The organism is Micromonospora sp. PLK6-60, from assembly GCF_019890675.1.
Taxonomy (GTDB): domain Bacteria; phylum Actinomycetota; class Actinomycetes; order Mycobacteriales; family Micromonosporaceae; genus Micromonospora.
The window spans coordinates 14,299-31,710 of the sequence record NZ_JAIOAA010000002.1 but is presented as its reverse complement, the minus strand read 5'-3'; the positions used below and the strand labels follow the sequence as shown (position 1 = coordinate 31,710).

12 protein-coding genes are annotated in these 17,412 nt (G+C 75.1%); 6 read left to right on the top strand and 6 right to left on the bottom strand.

The window, feature by feature from the left end; translation table 11 throughout:
- Nucleotides 1-17 precede the first annotated feature (17 nt).
- Nucleotides 18-1,037, top strand: a complete 1,020-nt coding sequence (locus tag K7640_RS03145; protein WP_222953163.1) for a LacI family DNA-binding transcriptional regulator — start codon at nucleotides 18-20, stop codon at nucleotides 1,035-1,037.
- Between the two features lie 32 nt (nucleotides 1,038-1,069).
- Here K7640_RS03145 and K7640_RS03140 read toward each other — a convergent pair whose 3' ends face one another.
- Nucleotides 1,070-3,706, bottom strand: a complete 2,637-nt coding sequence (locus tag K7640_RS03140; RefSeq protein WP_308042436.1) for an EAL domain-containing protein — start codon at nucleotides 3,704-3,706, stop codon at nucleotides 1,070-1,072.
- A 171-nt stretch (nucleotides 3,707-3,877) separates the two neighbouring features.
- Between K7640_RS03140 and K7640_RS03135 the strand changes: the two genes are divergently transcribed.
- On the top strand, nucleotides 3,878-4,273 hold the full coding sequence (locus tag K7640_RS03135) for a PH domain-containing protein (protein ID WP_222953162.1): 396 nt from the start codon (nucleotides 3,878-3,880) through the stop codon (nucleotides 4,271-4,273).
- On the opposite strand, the gene K7640_RS03130 is transcribed toward K7640_RS03135, so the two are convergent.
- Complete coding sequence (locus tag K7640_RS03130; RefSeq protein WP_222953161.1) at nucleotides 4,267-5,193, bottom strand: 2-hydroxyacid dehydrogenase; 927 nt, start codon at nucleotides 5,191-5,193, stop codon at nucleotides 4,267-4,269. The two genes, K7640_RS03135 and K7640_RS03130, sit on opposite strands and share 7 nt — an antisense overlap.
- Before the next feature lie 111 nt (nucleotides 5,194-5,304).
- Between K7640_RS03130 and K7640_RS03125 the strand changes: the two genes are divergently transcribed.
- From K7640_RS03125 to K7640_RS03115, 3 genes are read left to right on the top strand one after another with little or no spacing between them, the layout of a single operon-like run.
- Nucleotides 5,305-7,155, top strand: coding sequence for a SpoIIE family protein phosphatase (locus K7640_RS03125; RefSeq protein ID WP_222953160.1), 1,851 nt, complete (start codon nucleotides 5,305-5,307; stop codon nucleotides 7,153-7,155).
- A gap of 10 nt (nucleotides 7,156-7,165) precedes the next feature.
- Entirely contained in the window at nucleotides 7,166-8,335 is a 1,170-nt protein-coding gene (locus tag K7640_RS03120; protein WP_222953159.1) for a sorbosone dehydrogenase family protein, read from the top strand.
- 58 nt (nucleotides 8,336-8,393) lie between these two features.
- The gene (locus K7640_RS03115) at nucleotides 8,394-10,043 is read left to right on the top strand and encodes a metallophosphoesterase (RefSeq protein WP_222953158.1); all 1,650 of its coding nucleotides are present in this window, start codon (nucleotides 8,394-8,396) and stop codon (nucleotides 10,041-10,043) included.
- 580 nt (nucleotides 10,044-10,623) lie between these two features.
- Here K7640_RS03115 and K7640_RS03110 read toward each other — a convergent pair.
- On the bottom strand, nucleotides 10,624-12,981 hold the full coding sequence (locus K7640_RS03110; RefSeq protein ID WP_222953157.1) for a transketolase C-terminal domain-containing protein: 2,358 nt from the start codon (nucleotides 12,979-12,981) through the stop codon (nucleotides 10,624-10,626).
- 101 nt (nucleotides 12,982-13,082) lie between these two features.
- On the bottom strand, nucleotides 13,083-14,576 hold the full coding sequence (gene gatB / locus K7640_RS03105) for an Asp-tRNA(Asn)/Glu-tRNA(Gln) amidotransferase subunit GatB (RefSeq protein ID WP_222953156.1): 1,494 nt from the start codon (nucleotides 14,574-14,576) through the stop codon (nucleotides 13,083-13,085).
- Nucleotides 14,577-14,706: 130 nt separating this feature from the next.
- On the opposite strand from gatB, the gene K7640_RS03100 reads away from it, so the two are divergent.
- A complete protein-coding gene (locus K7640_RS03100) occupies nucleotides 14,707-15,276 on the top strand; it encodes a hypothetical protein (RefSeq protein WP_222953155.1) in 570 nt (189 codons plus the stop codon).
- A 116-nt stretch (nucleotides 15,277-15,392) separates the two neighbouring features.
- On the opposite strand, the gene gatA is transcribed toward K7640_RS03100, so the two are convergent.
- Both gatA and gatC read right to left on the bottom strand, forming a co-directional pair.
- Complete coding sequence (gatA, locus tag K7640_RS03095; RefSeq protein WP_222953154.1) at nucleotides 15,393-16,868, bottom strand: Asp-tRNA(Asn)/Glu-tRNA(Gln) amidotransferase subunit GatA; 1,476 nt, start codon at nucleotides 16,866-16,868, stop codon at nucleotides 15,393-15,395.
- Nucleotides 16,865-17,170 (bottom strand): Asp-tRNA(Asn)/Glu-tRNA(Gln) amidotransferase subunit GatC, encoded by a 306-nt coding sequence (gene gatC, locus K7640_RS03090; protein WP_222953153.1) that lies wholly within the window; start codon nucleotides 17,168-17,170, stop codon nucleotides 16,865-16,867. The genes gatA and gatC overlap by 4 nt, the downstream gene beginning before the upstream one ends.
- Between the last annotated feature and the right edge of the window lie 242 nt (nucleotides 17,171-17,412).

Genomic DNA, 17,412 nt, shown 5'->3' with positions numbered 1-17,412 from the left:
GTTGGAGGAGCACACCGGTGAAGCGGCCGACCATCGCCGATGTCGCCCGGCGCGCCGGGGTCTCCAAGGGCGCGGTGTCGTACGCGCTGAACGGCCAGCCCGGCGTGTCCGAGGCCACCCGTCGACGGATCCTCGCCATCGCCGAGGAGATCGGCTTCAGTCCGAGCAGCGCCGCCCGGGCGCTCTCCGGCGCCACCGCCAAGGCGGTCGGCCTGGCGCTGTGCCGGCCGGCCCGGATCCTCGGCATCGAGCCGTTCTTCATGGAGCTGATCAGCGGCGTCGAGGCCGAACTGTCGGCCCGCTCGTACGCGCTGACCCTCCAGGTGGTGGCCGACCAGGAGGCCGAGATCGCGGTCTACCGCCGCTGGTGGGCCGAGCGCCGGGTGGACGGGGTGTTCGTCTGCGACCTGCGCACCGACGACCGGCGGGTGGCGGCGCTGGAGGAGCTCCAGCTCCCGGCCGTGGTGATCGGCGGCCCGGGGCACACCGGCAGCCTGGCCAGCATCTGGTCCGACGACGCCGCCGCGCTGGCCGAGACGGTGGAATATCTGGTCGCCCTCGGCCACCGGCGGATCGCCCGGGTGGGCGGGCTGCCGTCGCTGCTGCACACCGAGATCCGCACCGACGCCTTCGCCGAGGTCTGCGCCCGGCTCGGGCTGACGGAGTCCACCACCGTCTGGTCCGACTACACCGGCGAGGAGGGCGCCCGGGCCACCCGCCGCCTGCTCAGCTCGGCGCAGCGCCCCACCGCGGTCATCTACGACAACGACGTGATGGCGATAGCGGGCCTGTCGGTGGCGCAGGAGATGGGCCTCCAGGTGCCCGGCGACCTGTCGATCGTGGCCTGGGACGACTCCCCGCTCTGCCAGCTGGTGCACCCGCCGCTGACCGCGCTCGGCCGGGACATCCCGGCGCACGGGGCGCACGCCGCCCGGCAGTTGCTCGCGGTGATCGCCGGCGAGCGGGTGGGCGGGCTCCAGGACGAGACCGCGCACCTCACCCCGCGCGGCAGCACCGCCCCGCCCCGGGCCAGCTGAACCGGTTCAGCAACCGGCCCCACCGGCCGCCTTCACCGGGACGTGGACGGGAACTCCTCCAGGTACGCCTCGACCCGCTCCGCGGTGGCCGGCCGGGCCAGCGCGAAGCCCTGCCCGTAGCGGCAGCCGGCCCGGCGCGCCCGCTCCACCTGGGCCGGCGACTCCAGCCGCTCGACCGTCACCGCCGCCCCCAGCCGGTCGGCCAGGCTGACCACCACGTCGAGCAGCACGCGCTGCCGGTCGTCCGCCCCGCCCACCACGTCCGGGTCCACCTTGAGCAGGTCGATCGGGAGCCGGCGCAGCTGCGCCAGTGAGGCGTGCTCGGCCCGGAAGTCGTCAAGCGCGATCCGCACCCCCAGTGACCGCAGGCCGGCCAGCCGGGCCACCACGGCGGCCGGATCGGCGGCGGAGAGCGGCTCGGCCACCTCGATCACCAGCCGCTCGCCGGGCACCCCGTGCTCGGCCAGCACCGCCGCGGTCCGCTCGACGAAGTCCGCCCCGGCCAGCTCCGCCGGCGTCACGTTGACCGCCATCCAGAGCGGCGAGCCCGCCTCCGCCCAGTCGGCGAGCTGCCGGCAGGCCCGACCCAGCACCCACCGGCCCAGCTCACCGGCGAGCCCGAGGTCCGCGGCGACCGGCAGCAGCTCGGCGGGGAGCACGGTGCCCAGCGCCGGGCTGCGCCAGCGCACCAACGCCTCGGTGCCCACCGGGCAGCCGTCGGCCAGCCCCAGCACCGGCTGGTAGACCAGATCCAGCTCGCCCCGGGTGGCCGCCCCGGGCAGCTCCCGTTCCAGGTCCAGCCGGCGGACCAGTTGCTCCTCCAGGTAGCCGTCGTACCACTCGAGCCGGTTGCGGCCCAGCTGGGTGGCGCGGCGGCGGGCCAGGTCCGCCTGGCGCAGCACGTCCTCCGGCCCGGCGTCAACGAGCTCCGCCAGCCCGATGCTGGCGGCCAGCCGGACGGCGCCACCGGGCAGCGGGTACGGCTCGGCCAGCGCGGTCAGCAGCCGGGTCCCCAGCGCGTACGCCAGCACCGGGCCGGCGGTGGTGACCACCGCGAACTCGCTCGCGGCCAGCCGGGCCACCAGGCCGTCGGGCCCGACCGCCGACCGCAGCCGGTCGGCGGCCTGGACCAGCACCGCGTCCCCGGCGGCCCGGCCGCTGGTGTCGTTGACCCCGCCGACGCCGTGCAGGTCCACCACGAGCAGGGCGCCGGTGCGCCGGCCGGCGGCCAGCGCCCGCAGCAGCTCCACCCGGTTGGCCAGCCCGGTGAGCTGGTCGGTCGCGGCGAACCGGTGCACCGCCCGCTCCAGCCGCCGCCGCTCGCCCACGTCCCGCATGTGCAGCACCAGCGCGCCCACCTCGGCCACCCCGCGCTGGTCGGTCACCGTGGACTCGGTCTCCCGCCAGCCGCCGTCCCCGCCGCGCAGCCGGGCCGTCAGCAGCGGCGGCGGGGTGCCGGCGAGCACCCCGGCCAGCAGCTCGGCCGCGCGCGGGACGTCCGCCGGATGCAGCAGGTCGGTCACCGGGCGGTCCAGCACGTCCGCGTCGGTGAGCCCGAACAACCGGGCCGCGGCCGGGGACTGCCAGCGCACCCGCAACGTCTCGTCCAGCAGCAGCACCAGGTCGTGCCCGCCGGAGACCAGCGCCCGGAAGCGGGCCTCCTGGGCGCGCAACCGCTCGGCGTGCCGCCGGGCGTCGGTGGCGGCGAGGAGATCCCGGGCCACCAGCGGCGGGATGACGGTCAGGCCGAGCAGCACGGCGGGCCGGTCCAGCTCCCCCACCACCCAGGCGTGCCAGCCGGCGGCCAGGGTGGCGACCGCGGCGGGCGCGGCCACCACGGGCCACCCCCGGCCCGCCGCCGGCCGGGGCGGGTCGCCACCGGCGAGCCGCCCGGCGCCGGCCGCGACGGCCAGCGCACCGGCCAGCACCGGCGGCACGGCGAGCAGGGCCGCCCGGTCCGGCGCGCGGAGGACCAGCAGCACCAGCAAAGCGCCGAGGCCGAGCAGGGTGGCCGCCGCCCCGGCCCGGCAGAGCGCCGCACCGGGCCGGTGCCGCCGGTCGGCCAGCGCGCCGCCAGCGAGCACCGCCAGCGGCGCCGCTCCGGCCACGGTCAGCTCGCGCACCCCGGGCGGCAGCTCGCCGGGCGGCAGCAGGACCCAGCCGGCGAAGGCCAGACTCACGCCGAGGCTCAGCACGTCCACCGCCCGCCGCAGCCGGACCCGCCGGGCCGGCCGGGCGCGTGCCGGCAGCAGGATCAGCGCGCCGGCGTGCAGCAGACCGGTCAGCGCCAGCCCACCGGCGACGACCGCCGGCCGGTGCGCCGGAGCGACCAGGGCCGGCAGCGCGGTGGTCAGGCCGGCCGTCGCCACGGCGGCGTCGAGCAGCCAGACGACGCGGCGGCGCACGGCCCGGCGCCGGGCGAGCCGGCCGGCCGGCGGGGGCGCCCCGCCGCGGGCCACCAGCCCGGACAGCCGTACGCCGGCCAGCACGGCGCCCGCCGCGCCGGCGAGCGCGACGGCGGACAGCGGCGGGACCAGCCCGGCCGCCGAGGTGAGCAGGAGCAGGGCCGCCACCGCCAGCACGACCGCCTCCGGCAGCGGCGGTCGGTGGTCGGTCTCGCGGCGGGGGTACGCGAACGGCACGGTGGTCGCCTTCGTGGAGGGGGACACGGGGCGGTCAGGCGGGCACGGGGTTGCGGACCCGGCACGCTCACCGTGCCAACGATCCGAGCGCCGGAAGGTTACGAGGCCGATTCGGTGATCCAGGTCACCCGATGGTTCCGGTCACCCCCGCTTCCGCCCGGCGCCGGCGGGCGGCACCCGGGGTGGGATCATTCGACGGTGAGCCGCGCCGACACCCTCCGCTTCCGGCACAACCAGGCGATCCTGGTCGCCGCGATCGTCGCCTTCGTCGGCGCGCTGCCGCTGGCCACCGCCCGGTGGTACCTGCTGCCCGTGCTGCTCGTGCCACTGGCCGTCGCGTTCTGGGCGGCCCGGGCGGGCACCGACGCCGACCGCGCGGAGCTGCGGCTGCGGGCGCTCACCGGGCAGCGCCGCATCCCCTGGGACCGGGTCCGCGAGCTGACCGCCGACGCCCGGGGCCGGGCCGTCGTGCGGCTCGCCGACGGCGGGGAGTTCGTGCTGCCGGCGGTACGCCGCGACGACCTGCCCCGCCTCGTGTCGGCCACCGGCCAGCGCCTCCCCGACGCCGACGTCGACGCCGGACCCGGTCAGTAGCCGTCGGCGACCACGTTGGCCAACGGCGCACCGGCGACGAACCGGCCCAGCTGCGCGCCCACCAGCCGGTACGCCCGCGGCAGCAGCCCCCGCACCGAGCCGGCCACGTGCGGGGTGAGCAGCACGTTCGGCAGCTCCCACAGGGGATGGTCGGCCGGTAGCGGCTCCGGGTCGGTGACGTCCAGGGCGGCCCGCAGCCGCCCGGTGGACAGCTCGGCGACCAGCGCCGACGTCCGGGCCACCGGGCCACGGGCGGCGTTGACCAGCAACGCGCCGTCCCGCATGGCGGCGAGGAACGTCTCGTCGATCAGCCCCCGGGTCCGGTCGGTCAGCGGCACCAGCACCACCACGACGTCCGCCGCCGGCAGCAGCCGCGGCAGCTCGTCGACCGGATACACCCTCTGTTCGGGGCGGGCGGTCCGGGCGACCAGGGTGAACTCGACCTCGAACGGCGCCAGCCGGTCGCGGACCGCCCGGCCGATCGACCCGGCGCCGACGATCAGCACCCGCTTGCCGGCCAGCTCGTCGGTCGGGGCGACCTCGGCGTACGCCCACTCCCGGCGGGCCTGCGCCCGGGCCAGCGCGGGGAAGCCGCGCAGCTGGGACAGGATCGCGGTGACCACCCACTCGGCGGTGGACGAGTCGTGCACGCCCCGGCCGTCGCAGAGGGTCACCCCGGGCCCGACCCGGCCGGCGAACACGTCCGCGCCCGCCGTGAGCAACTGCACCACCCGCAGGTCGGGCAGCCGGCGCAACTGGCCGGTCACGTCGCCGGCGGACAGGAACGGCGGCACCCAGAACCGCACGCCCGCCGGGTCCGACGGCGGCCGGTCCAGGTCGGCCGCCACCTCCACCGTGACACCCGGGGGCAGCTCGCCGAGCAGCTCACGACCGACCTCATGGGGGATCCACACCTTCACGTCAGCCGACGATAGCGGTCCCGCCGCAGCACGGCCCGCGAGGCGCCGACGTCGAGCGGGTATAACGGAGGATCGGAACACCGTCCGACGCCGCGGCCGAGAAGGAGGCCCATGACCGACGCCTCCCCCGCCCGCCGGGCCGGACCGCCCCGGGCCCCGGACGCGGTGCTGGCCGACCCGGACCGGCTGCGCGCCCTCACCGAGACCGGCCTGGACAACCGCCCCGACGAAGCCTTCGACCGGTTCGCCCGGCTGGTCGGCGCGCTGCTCGACGTACCGGTGGCGTTGGTCTCCCTGGTCGACGCCGACCGGCAGTTCTTTCCCGGCGCGGTCGGCCTGCCCGAGCCCTGGGCCGAGCAGCGGCAGACCCCGCTTACCCACTCGTTCTGCCAGCACGTGGTCGACATCCGGATCCCGCTGGTGCTGCCGGACGCCCGGCTCTACCCCCGGGTCCGTGACAACCTCGCCATCAACGACCTGGGTGTGGTGGCGTACGCCGGGATGCCGCTGACCGACCTCGACGGTCGGGTGCTCGGCTCGCTCTGCGCGATCGACAGCAAGCCACGGGCCTGGACAGCCGACCAGCTGCGCACCCTGTCGGACCTCGCCGCGGCCTGCTCCTCCGAGCTGCGGCTGCGGATCGCCCTGGAGAGCGCGGAGGACGCCCGGCGGCGGGCCGAGGAGGCCCACGAGCGGCTCACCATGCTGGCCGGGATGAGCGAGACCATCACCGGCACCCTCGACGCGGCCACCTCGATCCACCGGTTGAGCCACGCGATGGTGCCGCTGCTGGCCGACTGGTGCCTGGTGACGCTGGCCGACCGCAACGGCGACCCGCGTACCGTCTCGGCGGTGCACCGGGACGAGACCCGGGCCGACGAGGCCGACCGCTTCGCCGCGCTGATGACCACCGGCCTGACGCCCAGCTCGATCACCCGCTCGGTGCTGCGCAGCGGGAAGCCGGTGCTGGTCAGCGCCGGCACGGTCGCCGACGTGGCGCGGGGCAGCAGCGCGCCGGAGCTGCCCGCCCTGGCCGACCGGCTCGGCTTCGCCTCGCACCTGAGCGTGCCGATCACCGCACCCGGTCTCGGCGCCGTGCTCGGCTGCATCACCCTGGTCAACGGGCCGGGCCGGCGGCCGTTCGACGAGCGTGACCTCTACACCGCGCAGGACATCGGCCGCCGGGCCGGCCAGGCCGTGGGCAACAGCTGGATGTACGGCGAGCAGCGGCACGTCGCCGAGGTGCTCCAGCACAGCATGCTGCCCGAGCTGCCGCAGCCGTCCGGGGTGCAGGTGATCGCCCGGTACCTGCCGGTGGCGGACCGGGTCGAGGTCGGCGGGGACTGGTACGACGCGTTCGTCCAGCCCGACGGCGACGTGATCGCCGCGATCGGCGACGTCGCCGGGCACGACATCGAGGCGGCGGCGACCATGGGCCAGCTGCGCAACCTGGTCCGGGGCAACGCCTTCGGCCGCAACGACTCGGTGGCCGAGCAGATGACCCGGCTGGACGAGATGATCCGCGGGCTGCGGATCCCGACCGTCGCCACCGCCGTGCTGGCCCGGCTGCGGCGCGACGCGACCGGGGGCCTCTCGGTCACCTGGTGCAACGCCGGCCACCCGCCGCCGATGCTGGTGCGGGCCGGGGGCGGGGTGGAGGTGCTGTCCGGGCAGCGGGAGACGCTGCTCGGCCTGGCCCGCCCGACCCGGCGGACCGTACGGCAGGCCGCCCTGGCGCCCGGCGACACGCTGCTGCTCTACACCGACGGGCTGGTCGAGCGGCGGGACCGGTCGCTGGACGAGGGCCTCGACGAGCTGGTCGGACGGCTCGCCGGCGGGGACCGGCTCCCGGTGGCCGAACTCTGCGACCGGCTGGTCACCGCCGTGGACCGTCTGGAGGACGACCTCGCGCTGCTCGCCATCCGGCCCGCTGATCCCGCCCGCCGTCCGGCGGCGGGCTAGGCTGGGCGGGATGAGGGCCCGTCCGTACCCCCTTCCCGGCCGCCTCCGCGCGGCGCTCGCCGCATCCTGCGCGACGCTGCTGCTGGCCACCGCCGGATGCAGCTTCGGCGACCCGCCGCCGGACCCGGCCGGTGAGCCGCCCAGCTTCCCCACCCCGTCCGCCACGCCCGGGCAGGGCGTCGGGCAGGAGGTGGTGACCACCGTGCTGGCCAAGGGGCTGCGGGTGCCGTGGGCGATCGCGTTCCTGCCGGACGGCGGCGCGCTGGTCACCGAGCGGGACAGCGGGCGGATCCTCCAGGTCGGGCCGGAGTCCGGGCCGCAGGGGCTGAACGTCACGGTGGTGCAGACCCTGACCGAGGTGGCCGCGGCCGGGGAGGGCGGGCTGCTCGGCATCGCGGTCTCCCCGGCGTACGCGCAGGACCGCACCGTCTTCGCCTACTTCACCGGTGACACCGACAACCGGATCGTGCGGTTCACCCTCGGCGGCAAGCCGGTCCCGGTGCTGACCGGCATTCCCAAGGCCGGCAACCACAACGGCGGCGGCCTCGGCTTCGGCCCGGACGGTTTCCTCTACGCCAGCACCGGTGACGCGGGTGAGCGGGACGCCGCCCAGGACCGCAAGAGCCTGGCCGGCAAGATCCTGCGGATCACCCCCCAGGGCCGGCCGGCCCCCGGCAATCCGTTCCCCGACTCGCCCGTCTGGTCGCTGGGTCACCGCAACGTGCAGGGCTTCGCCTGGGACGGCGGCGAGCGGATGTACGCGGTGGAGTTCGGCCAGAACACCTGGGACGAGATCAACCAGATCGTCAAGGGCGGCAACTACGGCTGGCCGGTGGTCGAGGGGCGGGGCGGGGACAAGCGGTACCGCGAACCGATCGTGCAGTGGCGCACCTCGGAGGCATCCTGCTCCGGGCTGGCCGCCACCCAGCGCCTGCTGGTCACCTCCTGCCTGCGCGGCAAGCGGCTCTGGCTGGTCGAGCTGACCGACGCCGGCGGGGTGCTCGGCCAGCCCCGCGAGCTGCTCACCGACCGGTACGGCCGGCTCCGGGCGGCGGCGGCCGCGCCGGACGGCTCGATCTGGGTCAGCACCTCCAACCACGACGGGCGGGGCGACCCGGTCCCGGAGGACGACCGGATCCTGCGCCTGGTGTTCGGCGAGGGCGGGGCCGGGCGCAGCTGAACGGTCGGCTTCCTTCGGGTTTGCCAAGATCCGCTATCGGGCAGGTCAGAATCTCAGCATGGACGGTCAGGAAAACGAGCGGCGCGAGACCGGGGGCGAGCGCACCCCGGCGGCCGGGCGCACCCGGCGCTGGATCAGCCGGGTCCGGCGACCCGGGCGGCCGAGGCGCGACCACCGGTGGCGCCGGCTCGGGCTGGCGCTGGCCATCCTCGCGGTCACCCTGGGCGGGGTGGCCGCCGGCACGTACGTCGGTGGGCATGTCTTCACCGACATCGGGCCGTTCCGGGCCGAACTCAGCCTGCGCCCCGCGCTGGCCGGCAGCACCACCGTCGACATCCCCCCGCTGGGCGCGCTGATTCTCGACAGCCACGACGGGCCGACCCACCTGACGGTGCAGTTGGGCGCGCTGGACCAGGGCCGCACCGAGGCGTTGATCGACGACCCGGCGAGCATCAGCCGGGCCAGCCAGTCGGCCGTCGAGGACGTCCGGGCCGGGGTGCTGCGCCTGGGCCTGCGTACGCTGGCCTGCGCGGTGCTGGCCACCCTGCTGCTGGCGGCGTTGGCCTTCCGCGACACCCGGCGCACGGCCTGGGCCGGCGGGCTGGCCCTGGTGATCACCGGCGGCAGCCTGGGGTTGGCCGCCGGCACCATGCGACCGCAGGCCATCGAGGAGCCCCGCTACGAAGGGCTGCTGGTGAACGCGCCGGCGATCGTCGGTGACGCCCGGCGGATCGCCAACGACTACACGAAGTACGCCGAGCAGCTCCAGCGTCTGGTGGGCAACGTCAGCAAGCTCTACACCACCGTCTCGGCGCTGCCGGTCTATCAGCCCGCGCCGGGCACCACCCGGGTGCTGCACGTGTCGGACATGCACCTGAACCCGACCGGCTGGCAGCTGATCCGCACCGTGGTCGACCAGTTCGGCATCAACGTGGTGATCGACACCGGGGACATCACCGACTGGGGCAGCGAGCCGGAGGCGTCGTTCGTCAACTCCATCGGCGTGCTCAAGAAGCCGTACGTCTACATCCGGGGCAACCACGACTCGCCCCGCACGGCCGCCGCGGTGGCCCAGCAGCCCAACGCGATCGTGCTGAACAACTCGACCGTCACCGTCGACGGGCTGACCATCGCCGGCATCGGCGACCCCCGGTTCACCCCGGACAAGAACACCTCACCGGCCGGCAGCGACCTCACCCCGCAGGTGGCGAACCAGGTGATCTCCACGGGCGAACAGCTCGCCACGACCATCGCCAGGTCCCCGCGCCCGGTGAACATCGCGCTGGTGCACGACCCGGCGTCGGCCGGCCCGCTCTCCGGCGTCTGCCCGCTGGTGCTCGCCGGGCACACCCACGCCCGGCAGGTGTCGAAGCTGCCGGAGGTGCCCGGAAAGCCACCCACCACGCTGATGGTGGAGGGCTCCACCGGCGGGGCCGGGCTGCGCGGCCTGGAGGGCGAGAAGCCCACCCCGCTGTCGATGACGGTGCTCTACTTCGACCAGGAGAAGCAGCTCCAGGCATACGACGACATCACCGTCGGCGGCACCGGGCAGGCCCAGGTCAACCTGGAGCGGCACGTCATCAAGAACCCGGCCGAGGGCGACACGGTGCCGGTGACCGCGACGCCGACCCGGGGCGGCACCGAGTCGCCGGTCCCGAGCGGCACGGCACCGAGCGGCACGCCGCCGAGCCCGACCGCGACACGCTGACCGACACGACGCCTACCCGACCGCGGTGCCCTGACCGGCACGCCGCCGAGTTCGACTGCGGCGCGGTGACCGGCACACCGCCGAGCCCGACCGCGGCGCCCTGACCGGCACGCCGCCAAGCTCGACCGCGGCGTGCTGAGTCGCCTCGCCCTCGGCCCCCGCAGCATCGCCCCAACCCCGCGCGCATCACCCTCCGCCGCCATTTGCGGCCTCGACCCGGGCCTGCAACCCACCCCTTCGGTCGCCTTTGCTCTGCTTCCGCGGAGGCAACAGTTACTGGCCGCAGCCGGGCACGTGCCGGGCCAGCTCGCCTCACCCCTGGTCAAAGCCAGTGTTGCGGTGGGGGCAGCAGAGCAAAGTCTCGGCGCGGGGGTATGCAACCGGCCAAGCCGACCACCTTCCGTGACGGCTACGCAATGTCACGGCTGGCCGTGCAGACGGCGGGCCACGGGGGACGGCGGGCGACGCGGGACGGCCGGCCACCCGAGACGGCCGGGGGCGGCCCGGACGGACGCCCCCCGAAGGGCGGCGCGACGTCAGGCAGCGGGTGGGAGCGGTGGACGTGGGGCGCGGGAGGCGGTCAGCGCAGCGAGAGGGCGGCCAGGGCGGCGTTGACGACGCTGCCGGGCAGCAGGTCGTGCAGCTCGTACAGCTCGCGGACGCTGCCGGACTGGCCGAACTCGTCCACCCCGAGCGGGACCGCCGGGGCGGCCAGCGCCGAGCCGAGCCAGGCCATCGCGTGCGAGGCCGCGTCGTGCACGGTCACCACCGGCACCCGCTGGGTGAACGCCGACCGCAGCGCGCCGGGCACGCTCGGCACGGTCGCCGTCCGCACACCCTGGCGCAGGGTCCGCTGCCAGGCCCGGTAGAGCCGGTCCAGGCTGGTCACGTCGACCACGTGCGCCGCGATGCCCTCCTCGGCCAGCTCCGCCGCGGCGGCCAGGACCTCCGGCAGCACCGCGCCGGAGGCCGCCAGCTGCACCTGCGGGGCGTCCACCAGCTCCGGGTACGCCTGGTGCGCGTCCACCAGCCGGTACGCCCCGGCGACCACCTGCCGGCGCAGCACCGCGTCGCCGATCCGGGCCCGCGCCGCATCGAACGGCGCCTGGTCGACCGGGCGGGTGCTGAGCCGGAAGTAGTACGCCCCGTCCTCGGCCGGCGCGGCCGTGGTGGCGGGCGCCCCGCCGCCGGCGATCTGCCCCAGCGCGTCACAGAGCAGCCAGTCCAGGCTGGTGGCGTACGCCGGCTCGACGAAGGTCACCCCGGGCAGCTCCAGGCCCACGCTCGCGGTGATCGTGGACTGGTGGGCGCCGCCCTCCGGGGCCAGGGTGATGCCCGACGGGGTGCCGGCCACCACGAACCGGGAGCCCGAGTAGGTGCCGTAGAGGAACGCGTCCAGGCCGCGCAGCACGAACGGGTCGTAGACCGTGCCCACCGGCAGCAGCGGCTGCCCGGACAGGTCCCACGACAGCCCGAGCTGGCCGAGCAGCAGGAACAGGTTCATCTCGGAGATGCCCAGCTCGATGTGCTGCCCCGCCGGGCTCTCCGTCCAGCGCAGCATCCGGTCCTCGGACCAGGAGCGCTGCTCGGTCGGGGCGAACACGCCGGTCTTGTTGATGAACCCGGCCAGGTTGGTGGAGGTGGCCACGTCCGGCGCGGTGGTCACCAGATAGGGCGCGACCTGTGGCTCGCGGGCCAGGTCCACCAGCACCCGGCCGAAGACCTCCTGGGTGGAGACCGGCTTGTTGGCGCGTACCTTCGTGGTTTCCGGGACGGTGACCCCGAGCGCCCGCTCGCGCGGCGCGCGGGACAGCGCCTCCCGACGCTCGCCGGCCCGGATGCCGGCCTCCGACGCCGGGTCGAGCCGGTCCCACTCGGTCTCCGCGGTCAGGCCCAGCTCGGCCCGGAACGCGTCGACCTGCTCGGTGGTGAGGAGCGCCGAGTGGTTGCGCGGGTTACCGGCGATCGGCAGGCCCCAGCCCTTGACCGTGTACGCGAAGACCACGCTGGGCCGGTCGGTGACCGCGTCGCACTGGGCGTACGCGTCGAGCAGCGCCTCGGCGTCGTGCCCGCCCAGGTCGGTGACGAGCGGGCCCAGCTCGTCGTCGCCGATGCCGGCGATGAACTCCGCGATCCCGGCCGGCGCCCCGTCCAGGAACTGCTTGCGCAGGGCCGGCCCGGTCAGCCCGAACAGCGACTGGTACTGCTCGTTGGGCATCAGGTCGATCCAGTCGCGCAGCGCCTCCCCGCCCGGCCGGGCGTACGCCTCGGCGAGCTTGCGGCCGTACTTGACCTCGACCACGTGCCAGCCGGCGGCCTCGAACTGGCCCCGCCACTGGTTGATCCGGATGCCCGGCACGACCCGGTCCAGGGACTGGCGGTTGAAGTCGACAAGCCACATCACGTTGCCCAGCCCGGTGGTGGCCGGGTCGGCGACCGCCTCCCAGATGTTGCCCTCGTCGAGTTCGGCGTCGCCGATCAGCGCGATGAACCGGGAGTGCGGGCGCTCGCCGAAGTGCGCGTCGACGTAGCGGCGGGTGACCGCGGCGAACAGCGGCGCGGCGGCGCCCAGGCCGACCGAGCCGGTGGAGAAGTCCACCTCGTCCGGGTCCTTGGTCCGCGACGGGTACGACTGGAGCCCGCCACGCGCCCGCAGCCTCGGCAGGTAGGACTTGTCGAGGTTGCCCAGCAGGTACTGGATGGCGTGGAAGACCGGCGAGGCGTGCGGCTTCACCGCGACCCGGTCCTCGGCGTCCAGGTGGGCGAACCAGAGCGCGGTCATCGCGGTGACCAGCGAGGCGCTGGACGCCTGGTGGCCGCCGACCTTCACCCCGTCGCCGGTGTCCCGGTCGTGGTTGGCGGCGTCCACGATCCGGGTGGCGAGCCAGAGCACGCGGCGCTGGATCTCGTCGAGGACGTCGAGGTCGTGCTGCTTCACGGTGACTCCATCCGGGCGTCGCCGTTGACGCCCTCACGAGGGGTGTTAGGAGGGGGCCCCTCCTATACCGAATGCGTTAACAGGGGCCCCTTCCTTGCGCGTCAGGCGCCGAGGCGGGCCAGGATCAGCTCACGGACGGTCTTGGCGTCCGCCTGGCCGCGGGTGGTCTTCATGACCGCGCCGACCAGGGCGCCGGCCGCCGCGACCTTGCCGCTGCGGATCTTGTCGGCGATGTCGGGGTTGGCGGCGATCGCCTCGTCCACGGCGGCGGTCAGCGCGCCGGTGTCGGAGACCACCTCCAGGCCCCGGCTGGTCATGATGTCGGTCGGCGAACCCTCGCCGGCCACCACGCCCTCCAGCACGGTACGGGCCAGCTTGTCGTTGAGCTTGCCCGCGTCGACCAGCCCCTGCAGCTCGGCGACCTGGGCCGGGGTGGCCCCGATGTCGGCCAGCTCCACGCCGGTCTCGTTGGCCCGGCGCGACAGCTCACCCAGCCACCACTTGCGGGCGGCGGCCGGGGTGGCGCCGGCGGCCACGGTCGCCTCGATCAGCTCGACCGCGCCGGCGTTGACCACCGACTGCATGTCCAGGTCGGACAGGCCCCACTCCTGCTGGATCCGCTTGCGGCGCAGCCGCGGCAGCTCCGGCAGGGCGGCCTTCAGCTCGGCGACCCAGGCGGTGTCCGGGGCGAGCGGGACCAGGTCCGGCTCCGGGAAGTACCGGTAGTCGGTGGCGGTCTCCTTGGACCGGCCGGGGGTGGTGTCGCCGGTGTCCTCGTGGAAGTGCCGGGTCTCCTGGGTGATCCGGCCCCCGGCCTCCAGCACGGACGCCTGGCGCAGCATCTCCGAGCGGACCGCCCGCTCCACCGAGCGCAGCGAGTTGACGTTCTTGGTCTCGGTACGGGTGCCCCACTCCTCGCCCGGCCGGTTCAGCGAGGTGTTGACGTCGCAGCGCAGCGAGCCCTCCTCCATCCGGACGTCGGAGACGCCCAGCGAGCGGAGCACGTCGCGCAGCTCGGTGACGTACGCCCGGGCGGTCTCCGGCGCGAGCGCGCCGGTGCCGGGGATCGGCTTGGTGACGATCTCCACCAGCGGGATGCCGGCCCGGTTGTAGTCGACGAGCGACTCGGTGGCGCCGTGGATGCGGCCGGTGGCGCCGCCGACGTGCAGCGTCTTGCCGGTGTCCTCCTCCAGGTGCACCCGCTCGATGCCGATCCGCACCAGCTCGCCGTTGACCTCGACGTCCAGGTAGCCGTCGACGCAGAGCGGCTCGTCGTACTGGCTGATCTGGAAGTTCTTCGGCATGTCCGGGTAGAAGTAGTTCTTCCGGGCGAACCGGCACCACTCGGCGATGGAGCAGTTCAGCGCCAGCCCGATCCGGATGGTCGCCTCGATGGCCGCCTTGTTGGCCACCGGCAGCGAGCCGGGCAGGCCGAGGCAGACCGGGCAGACCCGGGTGTTCGGCTCGCCGCCGAAATCGGTCGGGCAGCCGCAGAACATCTTGGTGTTCGTGCCCAGCTCGACGTGGGTCTCCAGGCCGATCACCGGTTCGAAACGCGCGACGACCTCGTCGTACGCGGGCAGTGTCGTCGTCATCTGAGCTCCAGGCGCGATCCGGACAGAACCGTTCCAGCCTAATGGGGCTGCCGGTGATCACCGCGCCCGGGTTTCGTCCCGCCCGCCGGCCCCCGGCGTAGCCACTCGGCCACCCGGGTAGGGATCGACCATGACGAACACGGGGATGCCCTCTTCCGACCCGGACCCGGCCGCGCTGCTCGCCGAGGCGCGCCGCCGGCAGCGCCAGGTGAACCTGTACGTGTCGGCCGCGCTGGTCGTGGTCGCCTTCGCGGCGTTCGGCGCGGGCGTGCTCGCCGGGGACACCGCCCCGGACAAGCTCTGGCCGGCGTTCCTGCTGATGCTGATCCCGCCGCTGATCGGCGCGGTGGTTGCCCTGGTCTTCGGCCGCCGGATCCTGCGCCGGCTGCCGAACCGGGCCCCGGCCGACCCGGAGACCCTGCGCCGGGTGAAGCGGGCGCTGCGCGACGGGCACACCGACGACCCGCGGATCGACGCGCTGGCCCGCGACGAGGCGACCAGGTGGCTGAGCCAGGGTTGGGTGCGCTGGGGCGCGGTGGCGCTGCTGCTCTCCCAGACGTGGCTGCTCGTCCGCGACGCGGACACCGTCATCCGGGTGGTGGCGGCGGTCGGCGTGCTCTGCGCGGTGGTGCTGCTCTGGACGCAGGGCTGGAGCCGCCGGCAGGCCCGCCGCTACCTGGCCGGCCGGCACGACGGCTGACCGCCACCCGTCGACCGGACGCCGGCGGACCGGAAGAGCTACCGGGCGTAATGATCTTTTCCGGTTACGGCCGGTGGGTCCCGCGGGGCGGCCGGTAGCCGCCCCGCGGGCTCGGGTCACAACGCCGGCGGGGTGAGCGTGCCGACCACGGACTCCAGCGCGGCGGCCACCCGGTACATCCGGTCGTCCGCCATCGTCGGGGCCATCACCTGCAGGCCCACCGGCAGCCCGTCGGCCAGCCCGCACGGCACCGAGATGCCCGGGCCGCCGTACAGGTTGGTGGGGATGGTGAACAGGTCCGCCAGGTACATCTGGTACGGGTCGGAGGTGCGCGCGCCCATCTCGAACGCCACGAACGGCGTGGTCGGCGAGATCAGCGCGTCCACCTGCTCGAACGCCGCGGTGAAGTCGCGGGTGATCAGCGTGCGGACCTTCTGCGCCTGGCCGTAGTAGGCGTCGTAGTAGCCCGACGACAGGGCGTACGTGCCGAGCATGATCCGGCGCTTGACCTCGGGGCCGAAGCCGGCGTCCCGGGTCAGCGACATGACCTCCTCCAGCGACCGGTTGCCGTCGTCGCCCTCGCGCAGGCCGAAGCGCACGCCGTCGAAGCGGGCCAGGTTGGAGGAGCACTCGCTCGGCGCGATCAGGTAGTACGCCGGCAGCGCGTACCGGAAGTGCGGGCAGGAGACCTCGACGATCTCGGCGCCCAGCTTGGTCAGCGCCTCCACCGCGTCCCGGAACGCGGCCAGCACGCCCGGCTCGGCGCCCTCGCCGGAGAACTCGGTGACCACGCCCAGCTTCACGCCGGTCAGGTCGCCGGTCGCGCCGCGCTTCGCCGCGGCCACCACGTCCGGCACCGGCTGCGGGATGGAGGTGGAGTCGCGCGGGTCGTGGCCGCCGATCACCTGGTGCAGCAGGGCGGCGTCGAGCACCGTACGGGCGCACGGGCCGGGGGTGTCCAGCGACGAGGAGAACGCCACCAGGCCGTACCGGGAGGTGCCGCCGTAGGTGGGCTTCGCGCCGACGGTGCCGGTGACCGCGCCGGGCTGGCGGATCGAGCCGCCGGTGTCCGAGCCGATCGCCAGCGGCGCCTCGTACGCGGCGAGCGCGGCGGCGCTGCCGCCACCCGAGCCGCCCGGGATCCGGCCCAGGTCCCACGGGTTGTGGGTCGCGCCGTACGCGGAGTATTCCGTGGAGGAGCCCATCGCGAACTCGTCCATGTTGGTCTTGCCGAGCATCACCGTGCCCGCGTCGCGCAGCCGCCGCACGATCGTCGAGTCGTACGGCGGGCGCCAGCCCTGGAGGATCTTCGAGCCGACGGTGGTCGGCACGCCCTTGGTGGTGAGCACGTCCTTCACCGCGACCGGCACGCCGGCCAGCGGGCCGAGCTGCTCGCCGGCGGCCCGGCGCTCGTCGACCGCCCGGGCGGCGGCCAGCGCGCCCTCGGTGTCGACGTGCAGGAAGGCCCGCACCCGGTCGTCGACCGCGGCGATCCGGTCCAGGTGGGCCTGGGTCACCTCGACCGCCGAGGTCTCCCCGCCGGCGACGAGGGCGGCGATCTCGGTCGCCGTCTTCTTGATCAGCTCGCTCATGACGCCACATCCTCGTCCAGGATCCGCGGGACGCGGAACCGCTGCTCCTCCGCGTCCGGCGCACCGGACAGCGCCTCGGCGGGGGTCAACCCCGGCACCACCACGTCCTCGCGGAGCACGTTCGTCAGCGGTACGGAGTGCGAGGTCGGCGGGATGTCCGCCGCGGCGACCTCGCCGACCTGCGCGACCGCCTGGAGGATCACGTCGAGCTGGCCGGCGAAGGTGTCCAACTCCTCCTCCGTGACGGCGAGCCGCGACAGTCGCGCCAGGTGCGCGACCTCCTCGCGGGAGATGGCGGCCATCGGTGCCCCCTTCGTGGCTGTGCTGCTGGATCCTTCGGTCCCGCCGACCGCGACGGTCGGGCGATGACGCGCGGTGACCGGAGCGAGTCTATTGTCCCGCGCTCGCGCCGGGTCCTCCGACTCCCCCTCCCCGGGTCGCCACCCCGCGCGTACGCCCGCTCCGGCACCCTGCGTGCGCGCCGGTCGGGCCCGCGACGCCCGGCAGCCGGCGATGTCGCCGACCAGATCGACCGCACCGGGCG